Source organism: Mycobacterium sp. NGS66 (assembly GCF_059812225.1).
On record NZ_JCALCG010000004.1, the window covers coordinates 159,404 to 176,663 of the forward strand.

13 protein-coding genes are annotated in these 17,260 nt (G+C 67.0%); 5 read left to right on the forward strand and 8 right to left on the reverse strand.

From position 1 onward, the window contains the following. Positions 1 to 8 precede the first annotated feature (8 nt). Genes AC5Y2L_RS10750 through AC5Y2L_RS10765 form a run of 4 tightly spaced genes read right to left on the reverse strand, consistent with a single transcriptional unit; the run spans position 9 to position 3,708 of the window. Positions 9 to 1,010, reverse strand: a complete 1,002-nt coding sequence (locus AC5Y2L_RS10750; protein WP_499935672.1) for an HAD-IIA family hydrolase — start codon at positions 1,008 to 1,010, stop codon at positions 9 to 11. Next, positions 1,007 to 1,783 (reverse strand): tetratricopeptide repeat protein, encoded by a 777-nt coding sequence (locus AC5Y2L_RS10755; RefSeq protein ID WP_499935674.1) that lies wholly within the window; start codon positions 1,781 to 1,783, stop codon positions 1,007 to 1,009. The genes AC5Y2L_RS10750 and AC5Y2L_RS10755 overlap by 4 nt, the downstream gene beginning before the upstream one ends. A gap of 21 nt (positions 1,784 to 1,804) precedes the next feature. Beyond that, positions 1,805 to 3,085, reverse strand: coding sequence for a tyrosine--tRNA ligase (gene tyrS / locus AC5Y2L_RS10760; protein ID WP_499935675.1), 1,281 nt, complete (start codon positions 3,083 to 3,085; stop codon positions 1,805 to 1,807). An 11-nt stretch (positions 3,086 to 3,096) separates the two neighbouring features. After that, positions 3,097 to 3,708, reverse strand: coding sequence for a DNA-3-methyladenine glycosylase (locus AC5Y2L_RS10765; protein WP_499935676.1), 612 nt, complete (start codon positions 3,706 to 3,708; stop codon positions 3,097 to 3,099). A gap of 57 nt (positions 3,709 to 3,765) precedes the next feature. Between AC5Y2L_RS10765 and AC5Y2L_RS10770 the strand changes: the two genes are divergently transcribed. Genes AC5Y2L_RS10770 through AC5Y2L_RS10780 form a run of 3 tightly spaced genes read left to right on the forward strand, consistent with a single transcriptional unit; the run spans position 3,766 to position 5,919 of the window. After that, positions 3,766 to 4,530, forward strand: coding sequence for an ABC transporter ATP-binding protein (locus AC5Y2L_RS10770; protein WP_499935678.1), 765 nt, complete (start codon positions 3,766 to 3,768; stop codon positions 4,528 to 4,530). A 14-nt stretch (positions 4,531 to 4,544) separates the two neighbouring features. Beyond that, complete coding sequence (locus AC5Y2L_RS10775; protein WP_499935799.1) at positions 4,545 to 5,294, forward strand: ABC transporter permease; 750 nt, start codon at positions 4,545 to 4,547, stop codon at positions 5,292 to 5,294. 4 nt (positions 5,295 to 5,298) lie between these two features. Then, positions 5,299 to 5,919, forward strand: a complete 621-nt coding sequence (locus AC5Y2L_RS10780; protein ID WP_499935679.1) for a TetR/AcrR family transcriptional regulator — start codon at positions 5,299 to 5,301, stop codon at positions 5,917 to 5,919. Here AC5Y2L_RS10780 and AC5Y2L_RS10785 read toward each other — a convergent pair. The 3 genes from AC5Y2L_RS10785 to AC5Y2L_RS10795 form a co-directional block, all read right to left on the reverse strand. Next, complete coding sequence (locus AC5Y2L_RS10785) at positions 5,885 to 6,100, reverse strand: Trm112 family protein (protein WP_499935681.1); 216 nt, start codon at positions 6,098 to 6,100, stop codon at positions 5,885 to 5,887. The two genes, AC5Y2L_RS10780 and AC5Y2L_RS10785, sit on opposite strands and share 35 nt — an antisense overlap. Next, positions 6,093 to 9,107, reverse strand: a complete 3,015-nt coding sequence (locus tag AC5Y2L_RS10790) for an acyl-CoA synthetase (protein WP_499935801.1) — start codon at positions 9,105 to 9,107, stop codon at positions 6,093 to 6,095. Before AC5Y2L_RS10790 ends, AC5Y2L_RS10785 begins: the two co-directional genes overlap by 8 nt. A gap of 165 nt (positions 9,108 to 9,272) precedes the next feature. Continuing rightward, positions 9,273 to 10,787, reverse strand: coding sequence for an HNH endonuclease signature motif containing protein (locus tag AC5Y2L_RS10795; protein WP_499935683.1), 1,515 nt, complete (start codon positions 10,785 to 10,787; stop codon positions 9,273 to 9,275). A gap of 215 nt (positions 10,788 to 11,002) precedes the next feature. On the opposite strand from AC5Y2L_RS10795, the gene AC5Y2L_RS10800 reads away from it, so the two are divergent. Together AC5Y2L_RS10800 and AC5Y2L_RS10805 are read left to right on the forward strand one after the other, a co-directional pair. Continuing rightward, entirely contained in the window at positions 11,003 to 12,775 is a 1,773-nt protein-coding gene (locus AC5Y2L_RS10800; RefSeq protein ID WP_499935685.1) for an ABC-F family ATP-binding cassette domain-containing protein, read from the forward strand. A gap of 101 nt (positions 12,776 to 12,876) precedes the next feature. Continuing rightward, the gene (locus AC5Y2L_RS10805) at positions 12,877 to 14,160 is read left to right on the forward strand and encodes a cytochrome P450 (protein WP_499935802.1); all 1,284 of its coding nucleotides are present in this window, start codon (positions 12,877 to 12,879) and stop codon (positions 14,158 to 14,160) included. A 10-nt stretch (positions 14,161 to 14,170) separates the two neighbouring features. On the opposite strand, the gene AC5Y2L_RS10810 is transcribed toward AC5Y2L_RS10805, so the two are convergent. Then, positions 14,171 to 17,257, reverse strand: a complete 3,087-nt coding sequence (locus AC5Y2L_RS10810) for a type I polyketide synthase (protein WP_499935686.1) — start codon at positions 17,255 to 17,257, stop codon at positions 14,171 to 14,173. Between the last annotated feature and the right edge of the window lie 3 nt (positions 17,258 to 17,260).

A 17,260-nucleotide genomic window follows, 5' to 3' on the forward strand; every position in this document is an offset into this window, starting at 1 on the left:
GTCATCGGCTAGTCGGCGCGCACCAGGGACCAACGGCGCAGCGCGTCGCGGGCGCGATCATCGCCAGCCTCGATCTGCACCGATCGGTCCGCTTCCCACACCGCGTGGGCGACGGCACGCACAATCGACAAGCCGTCACCGTCCTGGTCGCCGCCGGTGCTGACGGTGACCGCGTGGTCGCCGACGTCGACGTGCCAGTCCTGCTGCGGTCCGATCGCCAGCAGCTCGGCGTCCTGGTGCAGGCAACGCAGGTCGTGACCGATATAGGTGGGCCGGTGCACGGGTTCGGCGAAGACGGCGTCGCGCGCATTGTTGACCCCGGTCAGCACCATCAGGCTGGGCAGGCCGGCGGCGTTGGCCCCCTCGATGTCGGTGTCCAGTCTGTCCCCGATCACCAACGGCGCGCGGAAATCGCCGCGGCTCACCGCATCGGTCATCAGTTGCGGCCCAGGCTTGCCCGCCACCTGCGGCTCCGAACCGGTGGCGGTGCGCAGGGCGGCCACCAAGGACCCGTTCCCGGGCAGCAGTCCACGTTCGGTGGGCAGGGTCGGGTCGACGTTGGCGGCTACCCACGTGGCACCACCGCGGATCGCCAGCGCCGCCTCGGCCAGCTCCGGCCAGCCGATGCTGGTGGACAGGCCCTGCACGACGGCGACCGGCTCGTCGTCCCATCGGCGCACCGGGCACAGACCGACGGCGGTGATCTCGTCGGCCAATGCCTCGGTGCCCACCACCAGCACCCGCGAACCCGGTGCCAGCTGCCCCGCCAGCAGGTGGGCGGCGCTTTGCGCACTGGTGACGACGTCGTCGCCGGAGGCAGTGAACCCGAGTTCACCCAGGTGCGCGGCGACCTCTTCGGCACTGCGCGACGCGTTGTTGGTGACAAACAGCTTGCGGCTGTGCACCTCGGCCAACGACTGCACCGCGCCATCGGTGGGCCGACGGCCGCGAAACACCGTGCCGTCGAGGTCGATCAGCAGGCAATCGTATTGCTGCGCAAGGCTTGTCACCCGAGCTCGCTGACCCGTAGTTCGGCGTCGGTGACGCCATCGATATCGGCGCTGGCCGCGCGCAGAAACCATTGCAGCGCTTCGTCTTTGCGGTCAAGCGCCAGCAGCGTGTCGGCGTACGCGTAGAACAGCCGCGCAGCCGTCGAGCCGGTGCGGGCCGGATCCAGCTGCGGCGTGGACAACACTGTCAGCGCCTGCTCGAGCTGCCCCAGGTCCGCGCGGGCGCCGGCGGCGACGATGCGCAACTCGTCGGCGTCGTCCCCATCGAGTTCGGCCGCCTCGGGTCCACGGGCCAGTTCGATGGCGCGTTGCGGACGCCCGAGCCCGCGTTCACAATCGGCGATCAGCGCCAGCAATGACGACTTGCTGCCCATTCTTCGGGCGGCGCGCAATTCGGCCAGCGCCTGTGCCCAGTCGCCGCAGTGGTAGGCCGCGATCCCGACGGCTTCGCGGACCGCCGCGATCCTGGTGGCCCTGGCCCGCGCCGCCCGTGCGTGGCTCAGGGCGGCGTGCGGGTCCTCGTCGATCAGCTCACCGGCAGCGACGAGATGGCAGGCCACCACTTCGGCGGTGGCACGGCCCAAGGTGCTCAGTTCGCGCCTGATTTCGGGTGCCAGTTGCCTGGCATCCACCCCCGGCGGTAACGGCGGCCCCTCCTCGACGGAGCGATCGCCGTCGGCTGGGCCGCTTTGGGGCTGGACCGGCCGCGCCCGACCGGGACCAGACCAGCCTCCCGCCCGCGGCCGTCGCTCACCACGCCTGTCGTCACCCACTTCGTCAAGGTTACGGGCAGCTCAGTCGACCCGTTCTACCCCGGCGATATTGCGCTTGCCGCGCCGCAACACCAACCAGCGGCCGTGCAGGAAGTCCGACGGTTGCGGGGCCCAATCGTCGCTTTGGACCCGGACATTGTTGACCGAGACACCGCCTTCGCCGATGGTGCGTCGCGCCGCTTTCCGGCTTTCGGACAGGCCGCTGGCCACCAGGAGGTCGACGATTCCGTCGGGACTGCCGGGCTTGAGTTCGGCGACCGGCGTCTCGCGCAGTGCCGCGCTCAATGTCGCCTCGTCGAGGCGCGCCAGCTCGCCCTGGCCGAACAGGGCCCGGCTGGCGTGCTCGACGGCTGCGGTGGCGGCCTCCCCGTGCACCAGCGCGGTGAGCTCGGCCGCGAGCCGGCGCTGGGCCGCACGCTGCTGCGGGCGTTCGGCGGTGGCCTGCTCCAGCTCGGCCACCTCGTCGGCGGACAGAAACGTGAACCAGCGCAGAAAGCGGATCACGTCGGCGTCGGCGGTGTTGACGAAGTACTGGTACCAGGCGTACGGGCTGGTCATCTGCGGGTCCAGCCACATGCTGCCGCCGCCGGTCGATTTACCCAACTTGGTGCCGTCGGCTGCGGTCACCAGCGGAACGGTGAGTGCATGCACGGTCGCGCCGAGTTTCTGGCGGACCAGGCGCACACCGGCGATGATGTTGCCCCACTGGTCCGAACCGCCGATCTGTAGCGTGCAGCCGTGCCGCCGGTGCAATTCCACGTAGTCATTGGCCTGCAGCAGCATGTAGCTGAATTCGGTGTAGGAGATTCCCTCGCCGTCCAGGCGCCGCCGGATGGTGTCGCGATCCAGCATCACATTGACCGAGAAGTGCTTACCGACGTCGCGCAGGAAGTCGATGGTGGACATGGCGCGGGTCCACTCGACGTTGTTGACGACGACCGCTCCGGTCGGTGAGTCGTCGAAGTCGAAGAAGCGTTCCATCTGTCCACGGATCCGCTCGGTCCATTCGGCGACAATGTCCGCCTCGTTGAGGCTGCGCTCGCCGACCTCGCGCGGGTCACCGATCAGGCCGGTGGCACCGCCCGCAAGCACGATGGGACGGTGACCGGCGCGTTGAAACCGCCGCAGCGACAGCAGGGCCAGCAGATTCCCGACGTGCAGACTCGGCCCGCTGGGATCGAAGCCGGCGTAGACCGTCATCGGCCCCCGCTGCGCTTGCTCGGCCAGCGCCTCGAGGTCGGTGGACTGCGCGATCAAGCCGCGCCAGCTCAGCTCGTCGACGATCCCGGTTGACTCAGACATCGCGCAGAACTCTAGTCGCTGGCGCCCGGGGCGGGCGCTCGCGGACTTCGCCGGTACGCCGACACCTCGGGCCGACCCGCGAGCCATAACCGCCACGGCCGGTCCGCGGCCTGGCTGACCCCGACGCGCGGGCCCGCCACCGCGGCAACCGGCTCGTTGAGCTCGAGCGTTACCGGGCTGTCGGGGTCGAACAGGTCAATCCCGTTGTCCGCCATGGTGATTCCCAAGGCCGAGCAGAGGTTGCCCGGGCCCCGGGCCAGCCCTGCGGTACGAATCAGCTCTCCGCGGCGGGAACGGGCAATGTCCAGGCCGTCCTCGATGGCGCACGCCCGCAGCAGCACCGCGGCTGCGGTGCCGTCGGGCCCGCAGGCGACGTTGGCGCAGACATGGATGCCGTGGCTGCGGTAGGTGTACAACCGCCCGGGCGGCCCGAACATCACGGCGTTGCGGCCGTTGGGACCGCGGTACGAGTGAGCCGCGCGGTCCGGCCAGGGACCGTCGGGAACCCCGCCATAGGCCTCGACTTCGACGACGGTGGCGCGTACGCCTCGCCCGATGAGGGTGGCGCCCAGCAGTCGATGCGCGGCGGCCACCGGGTCGACGTCGAGTTGCGCGGCGTTCACCGGTCAGATTCTGCCCGCCCCTTGACAACGCTCGGCCAAGGGGCAATTATTCATCGCATGATGACTTCATCATCTGATGAATTATTTACGAATGGCAATGGTCCGGCCGTCAGCATCGAGCACCTGAGGGTGATCCGCGGGAAACGCCCCGCGCTGCACGACTTCTCGGTCGACATCGCCCGTGGCACCATCACCGGTCTGCTCGGGCCTTCTGGCTGCGGCAAGAGCACCCTGATCCGCAGCATCGTCGGCACTCAGATCATCGCCTCCGGCACGGTCACCGTGCTCGGTCGCCCGGCCGGGACCGCGGAGCTGCGCCACCGGGTCGGCTACCTTCCGCAGGACCCGACCATCTACCCCGACCTGCGGATCGTCGACAACGTCCGCTACTTCGCATCGCTGTACGGGTTCAACGCCGACGCCGCCGACGCGGCCATCGATCGGGTGGGCCTGACCGACCATCGAACGGCGTTGTGCCGCAATCTGTCCGGCGGTCAGCGCACCCGGGTGTCGCTGGCCTGCGCCCTGGTCTGCCAGCCCGAGCTGCTGGTGCTGGACGAACCCACCGTGGGCCTGGATCCCGTGCTGCGCGTAGACCTTTGGAAGCAGTTCCGCGACCTCGCCGAGGGCGGCACCACCCTGCTGGTGTCCAGCCACGTGATGGACGAAGCCGACCACTGCGGCGACCTGCTGCTGATGCGCGAGGGCCACCTCGTCGCCCACACCACCCCGACCCAGCTACGAGAGGACACAGGATGCACGTCACTGGAGGAAGCGTTTCTATCCATCATCCGACGCAGCACCGAGCTCCAAGCCGGGTAGGGCTTGCGGCGCAACTGAAGCCGTATACGGCCACCACGACGCGGATCCTGCGTCAGCTGGCCGGCGATCACCGCAGCGTCGCGATGATCCTGCTGGTGCCTGTCCTGGTCATCACGCTGATGTACTTCATGTTCGAGAACGCCCCGCACCGGCCCGGCGCGCCGACGCCGTTCAACAATGCCTGCCTGATCCTGCTGGGTCTCTTCCCGCTGTTCGTGATGTTCATCATCACGTCGATAACCATGCAGCGCGAACGGGCCTCGGGAACCTTGGAGCGCATTCTGACCACGCCGTTGCGCAGGCCTGACCTGCTGCTGGCCTACGGCACCGCGTTCTCGATTGCTGCGGCCGCACAAGCCACGGTGGCTTGCCTCGTCTCCTTCTGGCTGCTGGGCTTCACCACCGCGGGGAGCCCCCTGTGGGTTTTCGTGATAGCGATCGTGAACGCGATCCTTGGCGTGGGGCTCGGGCTGCTGTGCAGCGCCTTCGCCCGCACCGAGTTTCAGGCCGTGCAATTCATCCCGCTGGTGATGGTGCCGCAACTGCTGCTGGCCGGCATCATCGTCCCGCGCGCGCTGATGCCACACTGGCTGGAATGGATCAGCAACGCTATGCCGGCCAGCTACGCGCTGGAGGCTCTGCAACAGGTCGGCGCACACCCCGAACTGACCTACACCGCCGTGCGCGACATCGTCGTGGTGCTGGCGTTTGCCCTCGCAGCGCTGTGCCTGGCGGCCGCGACGCTACGCAGACGGACCCCGTAACGCGTTGACTACCAAAGCAACTCGTCGACGCCCGGGGCGCCCGGCCGGTAACTCCGACACCCGCGAACGTATCCTCGTCAGCGCGCGGGAACTGTTCGCGCACAACGGCATCGACCGAACCTCGATACGAGCCGTGGCCGCCAAGGCCGGTGTCGACGCCGCGCTGGTGCACCACTACTTCGGGACCAAGCAGCAGCTTTTCGCGGCCGCGATCCACCTTCCGATCGATCCGATGGAAGTGATCCTGCCGATGCGGGAAACCCCGGTCGACGAACTCGGCTACAAGCTGCCGTCGTTGTTGCTGCCGCTGTGGGACTCCGAACTGGGCGCCGGGCTGATCGCGACGTTGCGCTCGCTGATCTCGGGCTCCGACGTCGGTCTGGCGCGTTCCTTCCTGCAGGAGGTCATCAGCGTGGAAGTGGGCTCACGCGTTGACAATCCGCCCGGGACCGGCAAGATCCGCACGCAGTTCGTCGCATCCCAGTTGATGGGCGTGGTGATGGCGCGCTACATCGTGAAGATCGAGCCGTTTGCGTCGCTGCCGGCCGAGCAGATCGTGCACACCATCGCGCCGAACTTGCAGCGCTATCTCACCGGGGATCTACCGGACGGCCTCGCGCCATGAGCCGGGCATGCTCGTCGTCGTCGACGTCGCGGGCCTCGTCGATGAGCAGCACCGGAATGCCGTCCTCGATGCGGTAGGCGCGCCGCAGCCGCGGGTTGTACAGAAGTTCGTCGTCGATCAACACGAGCGGACCCCGGTCGGCGGGGCACACCAGGATGCTCAGCAGCGAATCGTCAAGCATCGCTTCGCCGATGCTCCCCCAACAGCTCTGAGCGCGCCGCCGGAGTCAACCGCCGGAACTCTTTGCCGCCTGCGTCGAAGTACCACGTCTGGCGTCCCGGTTTGGGAATTCCGGCCGCCCGCAGCGCACTGACGTCGGGACGGTAGGTGGTCAGGCTCAGCGGCAGTTCCGGCACGACGTGGACGATGTCGGGCCCGAGCCCGACGGGCATGTTGGCGACGGCTTCGGTCAATCCGGCGGCCGTGATGGTCGCCCCCGGCAGCAGCGCCACCGCCGCAACCGCCACCTGTTGGGTCCGCACCACCACGCTGTAGGTCGCCGCGAGGTCGACGCCATTGATGCAGCCCAGCGCGTCGGTGACCAGCTCGGGATAGACAATCCCGCGCTTGCTGTGGATCACCGAACCGCGCCTGCCCGCCAGCCAGTAGTCGCCGTCCTCGTCCCGGCGGAACAGGTACTCGGTGGATATCCAGGTGTCTGCGGGTGCGAACACGCCGCGTTTCACCGATGCGGTCGGGTCGATCGGCCCGTTGGATTGGGCAAGTAGGACACCGACCTGGTTGACGTCGGCGACCTGAACGAAGCCGCGGTCATCCTCCAGGATCAGGTCATGTTCGGCGTCGTATGCGGCGAGCTCGACGCGGCCTGCACCCGGCAGTGGGCGCCCCTTGCTGCCGACCTTGGCGCCGGAAACGTTGGCCAGCACCGCCTGTCCGTCTGTGGTGGCGAAGAATTCGACGACGTGAGCGGGCGCGAACGCCTCGACCACCCGCTCCCATAGGCCGGTCGGCATCCCCGAGCCGATGAACAGGCGCACCGGATGATTGCCCTGCAAGACGAACGCCGGATCGTCGACGACCTCTCGCAGCATGGCCCACGTGTACGAGACGACCGTGACGCCGTACTGCCGTACTTCCTGGACGAACCGGTCCGGCTGCAGGCCCCGCGACAGGGCGATGCGGGTACCGCCGACGACGGCGCCACCCAGGTTGACCAACAGCGCCGATTCGTGGTGCAGCGGTGTGAGGCAGTACACAGTGTCCTTGCGGTCCAGCGAGGCGGTCGAAGCCGTTCCGAAGGCAGACACTGCCCAGCGGTAGTTGGTGATCTGCTTGGCGACCAGCTCGCCGCTGGCCGAGGTGAAGGCGATGGCCGCCAGGTCACGAGCCAGCCCCGGGTTTGGCCGATACCACGCGGGAAGTTCGACGGCGTCGGGGTCGATCTTTTCCATGTCGATGACGTCCGCGTCCTTGGGAAGGTCCAGATCGCGCGACTCTCCACCACCCAGCACCAGCACCTGCCCGGGTTGTTGACGGGCGGCGTCGAGGTTGGTGGGGTCGGTCATGACCTCGGTGACTCCCCCCAGCCGGATCATTGCGGCGAGGTCGGCGTCGGGCCGCATCACCACCGCGACGGCTCCCAGCCGCGACAGCGCGGCGATCGCGACCAGCGCACTGGGCCGAGTCTCCATCAGCACGCCGACCCGGTCGCCCTGCCGCACCCCGACCTCGATCAGGCCGCGAACCACGTTGTTGATCCGCCGGTTGACCGCCTCGTAGGTGTGCACGCGCCCGTCGAACAACAGGAATTCGCCCTGCGGGGCGTCGTGTGCCTGCTCGTCGATGATGCGTCCCAGTGAGACACGGGTGTGGTCGTTGAGCTGTCCCAGCCGGGCCAGCCGCGGCAACGTCCGGGCCGTCTCCACCGCCAGGGTTCGCATCGACTTGTTGGCCGCGACGACCGCCTCGGCCGTACCACGCGCCAACGCCAGAGCGGCCTCGGAAACCTCACCCAAGCCGTGTGCGAGCCGGGAGCTGAATGCCACCCCGCTCTCGTTGTTGTGCTCCTGCGGCTGGTCGGCCATCAGGTCGATGTTTGCCGGCTTGTCGCCGCCGCCGGAGACCCACCGCACCCACTGTGCAACCGTCGGCCAGCTTTCCTTGGCCGCCTTGGTTCCCACGACGAGACCGAAATGTCCTGTGCGGATTGAGTATTCGAACACTTCAGCGTTGGGGGCGGCGCGCCGGATGCCGCGCACTGACGCCGGCTGACCGATGTCGTCGACCTCGCCGACGAAGGCCAGTACCGGGCAGGTGATGTCGGTGAGCGTCACCATCTGCCCGTTGATGGCGAAGCCACCCGTCATCATCCGGTTGTGGGCGATGAACTGCTTGAGCAGCTCGGAGATCGCCGGTCCAGACCAGGCGATCCAGCCTTCGCGCTCCAAGAACCTGCGCTGCTGTTCGCGCGGCAGCAGCGCCTCGCGATCGTGCAGTTGACGAACGAAGTCGACCCTGGCCTTGGCCGTCTTGAGCGGGTCCAACATCTGAAAACCGGTGCGCGCCATCCAGCTTGGGATGCTCAAGCGGTTGAAAACATGATCGGCCATGAAATCTGCAATGGCGGGAGCCATGTTCGCTGGCAATCCCATGGGCAACGCGGCCAGCGTGTCCACCGGCGAGCCAAACGTGACGATGCTGGCGATGTGTTTGGAACGGCGATACGCCGCGACCTGATAGCACCACATTCCGCCTTGCGAATATCCGACCAAGTGAATGTCTTGGCCGGTGGCGTCCCGGACCGTGCCAATCGCCTGGCTGAGCGCCACGATGTGGTCGGCCAGATTGCGGCGCATGCCGCCCTCGACCTTGTCGGGTGAGCCGAAGTCTATGACCCAGGGATCCAGCCCGTTGGCGTGCAGAATCCCGACTGCGCCGTCCTGACGGGTGACGTCCCACATGTCGGCCGACATCATCATCGGGTGCACCATGAGCACCGGTGGGCCTACTTTTTGTTGCCCGGGCCGGCTGTCCGGCGGGAAGTACCGTCTGAGCTTGTACATGGGTACGCTCTCGACGATCTGGCATGGCGACGGGACGCTGCCAGTTTCCAAGCCGCCCAACCGCAGGACTTCCAAACCGTTCTGTGCCGTAGCAACCAGACGCTCGACGGGTCGTGTGACCACCGACAAATTGAGATCCACTACTGCTCCTGGTGCTCTCCGCAGTCCTTGACAGCGTGGTCATCATGGCACATCTGCGCGACCCGCGGTTTTGCTCTCAGGGCATTTCCGAGGCTGCCCGGCTGAGACTTCCGCAATGTTCTCCGAGACGCGCTATGCGATGAACGGCGGTTTGCGCGTCGCGGTGGCCTCGGCGTAATTGCCCGCCCGTTAGAAGGGTGGTGGTTCCTCGGGTGGGGCGGGTCCGGCGGCTTCAGCTTCGGCTTGCCGGGCGGCGTGGTTGTGGGCGCGTTCGGTGGCGATGCGGTAGGCGCGTTCTTTGGCGCGGGTGCGGCGGCGTTTGGGCATCATCGCGGAGCGGTCGGGGCAGGGCTCAGGCGGCGCGGCGTCGGTTTCGACGGCGGGCATCCCACCCACGGCGTGGCACAGGCTGGGGAACAGCAACGCACTACCCGGGGTGGTGACATGGGTCTGCCCCGAGGGCGAGGTCAGGATGAGCGTGCCGTCGGGCAGTTGTTTTTCGGTCCAGCCCCAAAAAGTTTTCACCAAATGGTGGGTGCGGCAGTAGCACTTGAGGTTGCCCGCGTGGGTGGGCCCGCCCGCGGCGTGCGGAATGGTGTGGTCGATATCGCAGCGCATGGCCGGCACATCACAGCCCGGCCAGCGACAGGTCAGATCCCGGCACCGCACGAAATCGGCCAACGCCGCCGAGGGCACATACCCGGGTTCGGGTGGGGCGTCCCCGGGATGGATCAGTGGCACCAGCTTGGCGGTGGCGGCCAATTCCTGGAGGAGTTCGGGGGTGATCAGCCCGTCGGCACCGACCTCCCACCCCGAGGTGGTGGTGGCAGTGCCGCCGTCGGGGGTGGGTGGTGGGGCGATGAGGTGGATGGTCACCGGGGAAGCCGGGCGGCGCCCTCCGGCGGCGCAGTCCGGGCGCCGGCAGCGACAGCCCAGCCGATCCGCCCCGGCCGCCAACGCCCCCAGCGCATCGGCGCGGCGCTGGGCGTGGGTGCGCGGATCGTGGGCACACACCGTGGTCGCCAACGCGCTCAAGCGCTGATCCAGGGCGTGGGCATCGGTGCTGTACAGGCTGCCCTCGAGGCGCGAGATCCCGTCGTGGTCGTCGCCGATCCACACCTGCCGATCGGCCTGCTCGTCTTTGCGGCGGCGCACCGCATCGGCATCCACGGCGGCCACGATGGCATCCACCTTGCCCGACAACCGCGCATTAGTCATCGACGGCCACTTCGTGACGTTGGCGGCCACCAGCGCATCCACCCGGGCCAGCACGTCGGGGTCGGTGATCAGATCGGTGCGATACACAATGGTCTGAAACGCCCGAAAACCAATATCCCCGGCGATGAACACCTCGGCCACCTTGGGCAGTTGCTCACGCATCGCCCGCGCATAGCGCAGCCGGCTGGCCGCCAACCCTTGGCTGATCCGCAACCCCGCCCCCACCTCGGCGGCCACCGCCTCCATGGTGTCGATCGCCCAATCGTCGGTCTCCGAGGACTGCGCCAACCGGTAAGCGAACAACTCCCCGATCGCCACCAACTGCGCCGCAGCGGCCCGATTCTCCGCGCGCACCGCCGCGCTCGCCCGCTGCACCCACGCTGTCGATTCCGGCGTCGGGGTGCGCAGCGTCGCGCCCTCAAAGATCTCATCAAAGACCGCGAACAGCTCCGCCTGCGACCGACCAGAACCCGACTCATCGAACATGTGTTCGAGTATAGCAGCCTCTACCGACTCAAACTTTTCGGCAGGGTCGCGGAGTTGTGGGTCCGGGCATCATGCGGCCACGGCGGGCAACGTGTTCCGGCAGAATGACCGACGGCGGGCGACCTCTTCAGTGTCGACCTTGGGGTCTGGCTTAATAGCGTTCGAGGCGCCCGCCCCAACGACCGTCCCCCTCGGCGGCCGGTAATTTGGGTGCGATGGCACACCTGCTCGGAGCCGAAGCCGTACACCTGGAATATCCGACGCAGGTGGTATTCGAATCGGTCACGCTCGGCGTCAACGACGGCGCCCGCGTCGGCATCGTGGGACGCAACGGCGACGGGAAATCCAGCCTGCTGCGGCTGCTCACCGGCCAGCTGCGGCCGGACTCCGGCCGGGTCACCCGGCGCAGCGGCTTAAGGGTCAGCGCCCTGAGCCAGGCGGACACGCTGGATCCCGGCCACACCGTCGGCTGGACGCTGGTCGGCGATCGGCCTGAGCACCGCTGGGCCGGCGAGGCCCGCGTCCGCGATGTGGTCAATGGCCTGGTGTCCGACATCGGCTGGGACGCAATGATTTCAACGCTCAGCGGTGGTCAGCGACGACGAGTCCAGCTGGCTCAACTGCTCATCGGGGAATGGGATGTGATCGCGCTCGACGAGCCCACCAACCACCTCGATATCGAAGGCATCACCTGGCTCGCGGGCCATCTGAACCAACGCTGGGCCCGCAACGCCGGCGGGCTACTGCTGGTCACCCACGATCGCTGGTTCCTCGACGAAGTCGCCACCACGACCTGGGAAGTGCACGACGGGATCGTCGAACCGTTCGAGGGCGGATACGCCGCGTATGTGCTGCAGCGCGTCGAGCGGGACCGGCTGGCCGCCGCAGCTGAAGCCAAGCGGCAGAACCTGATGCGCAAGGAGCTGGCGTGGTTACGCCGTGGCCCGCCGGCGCGCACCTCGAAGCCCAAGTTCCGAATCGAGGCCGCCAATCAGTTGATCGCCGACGTGCCGCCGCTGCGCAACACCGTGGAGCTGGCCAAGCTGGCTACCGCCCGGTTGGGAAAGGACGTCATCGATCTGCTCGACGTGACGGTCTCCTTCGACGGCCGACCGGTGTTGCGGGATGTGGAATGGCGGATCGCCCCGGGTGAACGCACCGGCATCGTCGGGGCCAACGGCGCGGGCAAGTCCACCCTGCTCGGGTTGATTGCCGGAACCGTCCAACCCGACACCGGCCGGGTCAAGCGAGGCAAGACCGTTCGGTTGGCGGTACTCGACCAGCAAGGCGACGACCTGGCCGCGCTCGCCGGCGACCGCATCGCCGACGTGCTGGGCCGGCTGCGCAGCGACTACCAGGTCGACGGCCGCGAGGTCACCCCGACACAATTGCTGGAACGTCTCGGCTTTGCCCGCGGCCAGTTGTCGGCTCGCGTCGGTGACCTTTCCGGCGGTCAAAAGCGCCGGCTGCAGCTGATGCTCACGCTATTGTCGGAACCGAATGTGCTGTTGCTTGACGAGCCGACCAACGATGTGGACACCGACATGCTCACCGCCACAGAGGATTTGCTCGACTCCTGGGCGGGCACCCTGATCGTCGTATCTCACGACCGGTATCTGCTCGAACGCGTCACCGACCAGCAGTACGCGATTCTGGACGGCCGATTGCGGCACCTGCCGGGTGGCATCGACGAATACCTGCGACTGGCGGCCACCACCGGCCGCACGACAGAGCCGGCACCTTCGGCGGCCGAGCCGCAGGTTATGACCGGTGCGCAGCGACGCGCCGCGGAAAAGGAACTGACGTCAATCGACCGCCAATTGGCTCGGCTCGCCGACCGGATTGCCGCCAAGCACAGTGAATTGGCCGAGCATGACCAGGCCGACCATCTCGGCATCAGCAAGCTGACCCAAGAGTTGCGCGCCCTGGAAGACGAGGTCGCCGCGACGGAGGGCCGCTGGCTAGAGCTTTCGGAATCGCTCGAGTGATGGGCTTAGCACGTTACCCTGCCAGCAGCGTCGAGCTACGGCCGTCGTCGAAGTTTCCAACCGCGCGAGGAGGAGCCATGGCGGAACAACCGTATAGGACGGTGCGCTATTGGCCCGGCGAGGCGTTGCTGGCGCTGCACCGGCGCCGTGGTCCGGTGATCAATTCCGGAGTCGGACGCCATGGCTACACCTATCTGCTGGGCGCAGAGGCGAACAAGTTCGTGTTCGCCAATGCCGATGCATTCAGCTGGCGGGAGACGTTTGAGAGCCTGGCGATCGTCGACGGTCCGACCGCGCTGATCGTCAGTGATGGGGACGACCATCGGCGGCGTCGCAGCGTGGTGGCGCCTGGGTTGCGGCACCGCGAAATTCAGCACTACGTGCAGACCATGGTGTCCAATATCGACGCCGTCATCGATACATGGCGACACGGGCAGCAGTTGGACCTCTACCAACAGTTCCGTTCCGCGGTGCGGCGCAGCACCGCCGAATCGCTGTTCGGCCAGCGGCTGGCCGCCCACTCGGATTTTCTGGGGCAACAGCTTCAGCCGCTGCTGGACATGACTCATCAACTACCCCAAGTGATGCACGTGCAGCGGCGGCTCAACGCGCCGGCATGGCGGCGGGCCATGGCCGCCCGCGCGCGCATCAACGATTTCGTCGACGCCCAGATCGCCGACGCCCGATCAGCGCCCCGGCCCGACGACCACATGTTGACCATGTTGATCAACGGCCGTGGCGAAGAAGGCTATGCCCTGGGCGACAACGAGATTCGCGATCAAATCATTTCGATGATCACCGCCGGATACGAGACCACCAGTGCCGCGCTGGCCTGGGCGGCCTATACCCTGTTGACTCTGCCAGGCGCCTGGGACGCCGCGGCCGCCGAATTGCACCGTGTCCTCGGTGACAGAGCACCGACTGCCGCGGACCTCGATGCGCTGACCTACCTCAATGGCGTTGTGCATGAGACTCTTCGGTTGTACTCCCCCGGTGTTATCTCGGCTCGCCGGGTGATGCGTGACCTGTCTTACGACGGGCATCGCATCCCTGCCGGCCGGTTGCTGGTGTTCAGCGCATACGTCACTCATCGGCTCCCCGAAGTATGGCCGGCGCCAACGGAATTCCGCCCCCAGCGGTGGGATCCGGATTCCCCGGAGTATCGCAAGCCGGCGCCACACGAGTTCATCCCGTTCAGCGGGGGCATGCATCGGTGCATCGGATCGCTCATGGCCACGACCGAGATGACCGTGATGTTGGCCCGGTTGGTTGCCCGGACCAAGCTGACGCTGCCAGCTCAGCGCATCCGGGCGGTCAACTTCGCCGCGCTGTCGCCGCATCCGGGCATGACCGTGGAGATCAGCGACTCAGTGCCAGTTCACTGAGCGCGGCTGGTCACCGATCGTCGGCTTTGTCGTCGTCCGAGTTGAGAGCCATTGCTATCAAGTCATCAGGTGTCAGTGAGTCGATGACGGCGTCGGTGACGGTGAGATCGGGATCGGACGCCTCGGTGCGTCGGGCCAGGTGTAGCAGCTTGTCGAGTAACCCCGTCCTGCGCAGCTCGCTGAGCGGAATCGTTCTCAGAGACAACCAGATCTTCTCTTCATCGGATTCTGGGCGACCGTGCAGCAGTAATTGGCCGAGATGTTCCGCCAAGTCCGTCGGGGTGGGATAGTCGAAAATCAAGGTGCGCGGCAATGCCACACCGGTATCGGCGATGAGGCGGTTGCGCAGCTCGACACCGGTCATCGAGTCGAATCCCAGGTCCTGGAAGGCTCGTTCGGCGTCGATGTCCTGACCGCTCGGGTGCGCCAACACAATTGCCGAGTGCGAGCACACCAGCTCCACCAGCTGACGATGCTGCTGTTTGGGATCCAACCCCTGCAATCGCATCGACAGGTCCGCCGACGGACTCGCCACCGTGAGAGCTTCGCCGTCGGACCTACCCAGCCAAAACCGTTGCCGGGCAAATCCATACGTCGGCAGACCGACGACCTGAGCGCCGAGACCGGCCAAGATCGCCTGCCAATCCACGGCCAGGCCGCTGGTAAACGATCGCCCCAGTGCGATCAGCAATGAATCAATCTCTGGGCGGTCCTTGGCCATGGTCGCCACCAGCACCGGCTGCTCGGCGGTCAACGATTGCTCTATCGCAGCGGGCAGCCCGGCCCCCGGACCGACCTCGACAAATACCCCGGCACCCAGCGATTCGGCGACCCGCACACCGTCGGCGAAGCGCACGGGCCGGCGCACGTGCTCAACCCAATACTCGGGAGACCCGTATCCCGCGCCGGCCAGCCGCCCAGACACGTTGGCCACCAAATTGATCCGCGGCTCGGCAGCAGACACCTCGGCCGCGACCCGACCGAATTTCTCGAGCATGGGTTCCATCAAGGGTGAGTGAAACGCGTGCGACACGGCCAATCGATGCGTGCGCCGGCCCATCCCGGCCAACCGCTCCGCGACCGCGTTCACCGCGGTCTCCTCACCCGAAAGCACCACCGCATCAGGGCCATTGACCGCCGCGATACTTACGCCCGCACCGAGCAGCGGCGCCACCTCCTCCTCACCGGCGGCCGCCGCGACCATCACCCCACCCTCCGGCAGCTCGGCCATCAACCGGCCCCGCGCCGCGACCAGCATCGCCGCATCGGCCAGCGACAGCACTTCGGCGACACAGGCCGCGCTGATCTCGCCGACCGAGTGGCCCATCACGACGTCAGGCTCGACACCGCAGTGCCGCAACAATGCGGCCAACGCCACTTCCACCGCAAACAATGCCGGTTGGGCAAACTCCGTGCTCTGCAGCAGCGTGGCGTCGTTGCCCCACATCACTTGCCGCAGCGGCAACCGCAGGTGACCGTCCAGCGCCTCTGCGGCCTCGTCGAAAGCCTTGGCGAACACCGGAAACCGGCCATACAACGCCGATCCCATGCCCAACCATTGGGAGCCCTGCCCGGGAAACACGAACGCCGTCTTGCCGGCCGAGTGGACGCGGCCCACCACCACACCCGCAGCGGGCTCACCGGCCGCCAAACCTGCTAGTCCGCCCGGCAACGCCGTGCGTCCGGCGCCCACCACGACGGCCCGATGCTCGAACACCGACCGCGTCGTCACCAACGACCATGCGACATCGGCCGGATGCAGTGCCTCATCAGCACCAACCCACCCCAGCAACCGCTCCGCCTGATTCGCCAGGGCCTGCCGCGAACGCGCAGACAGCACCCACGGAACCACAATGTCACCGTCGTCGCGCTGCACCGCAACGCTTTCCAACACCGGCGCTTGCTCCAAGATCACGTGCGCATTGGTCCCGCCCATTCCGAACGACGACACCCCTGCACGTCTGGGTTCGTCGCCCACCGGCCAGGGCGTCAGCGTCGTGTTGATCTGCAGTCCAAGGTCTTCGAGATCGACGTCGGGGCTTGGCCTGGCAAAGTTGAGACTTGCTGGTACCGAAGCATTTTCGAGTGCCAGCACCGTCTTGATGAGGCCTGCGATTCCCGATGCACTTCCGGCGTGTCCGATGTTGGTCTTGACCGACCCGACACTGACTGGACGGTGGCGACGCCGGCCGAAAACGTCTCCGAGTGCCTTGGCCTCGATGGGGTCGCCGACTTCGGTGCCGGTTCCGTGCGCCTCGACGTAGTGGATCTGGCTGGGTTCTAGACCGGCGGTCGACAGGGCGCGGGTTATGACGTCGACTTGCGCCGAGGCGGACGGCACCGTCAGCCCGGCCGTGCTGCGCCCGGCGTTGCCGACGGCACTGCCGCGGATGACTGCGTGGACCCGGTTGCCGTCGTCAAGGGCGGCGCGTAACGGCTTCAGCAGTACCAGACCACCGCCTTCGCTGCGCACGTATCCGTCCGCGCGTGCGTCGAACGCATACGTGTGGCCCGAACTGGACACCGCCCCGAATTCCGTTTCCAGCAGTGCCGTTTCGTCAGCCAGGTTGAGATTGACCCCACCGGCTATCGCCAACGGAGACTCGCCGGCGCGCAGGCTTTCGCACGCGAGGTGCACGGCGACCAGGGACGACGACTGGCCGGAGTCAACGGTCATGCTGTTGCCGCGTAAACCAAAGGTATACGAGATTCGGTTGGCGATCATTCCGCGGCTGATGCCGGCATACGAGTGGTGATCGAGGTTGTCCGGCGCGTCGCGAACTGTGAGGTAGGAGTAGTCGTCATTGGTCGCGCCGACGTACACGGCGACGCGTTCGCCGGACAGGGTGTCCGGCACTACGCACGCGTCTTCGAATAATTCCCAAGACAATTCGAGCGCAAGCCGCTGGCGCGGGTCCAGTGCGCAGGCCTCGCGGGGCGAGATATTGAAGAAGTCGGCATCGAATCCGGCGACGTCGTCGAGCGCCCTGTCGGACACTTCGAGCCCGTCACGCAGCAGGCACCAGAAGTCGTGCGGGTTGGCGGCGCCGGGGAACCTGCACGCGAGTCCGATGATCGCTATGTCATTCGGTGGCAAGAC

What these genes read in the sequence shown, in the direction of transcription:
- tyrS (WP_499935675.1), bottom strand. Translation starts at nt 3,085, where the DNA reads ATGTCTGAGTCAACCGGGATCGTCGACGAGCTGAGCTGGCGCGGCTTG.
- AC5Y2L_RS10770 (WP_499935678.1), top strand. Translation starts at nt 3,766, where the DNA reads ATGATGACTTCATCATCTGATGAATTATTTACGAATGGCAATGGTCCG.
- AC5Y2L_RS10785 (WP_499935681.1), bottom strand. Translation starts at nt 6,100, where the DNA reads ATGCTTGACGATTCGCTGCTGAGCATCCTGGTGTGCCCCGCCGACCGG.
- AC5Y2L_RS10795 (WP_499935683.1), bottom strand. Translation starts at nt 10,787, where the DNA reads ATGTTCGATGAGTCGGGTTCTGGTCGGTCGCAGGCGGAGCTGTTCGCG.
- AC5Y2L_RS10800 (WP_499935685.1), top strand. Translation starts at nt 11,003, where the DNA reads ATGGCACACCTGCTCGGAGCCGAAGCCGTACACCTGGAATATCCGACG.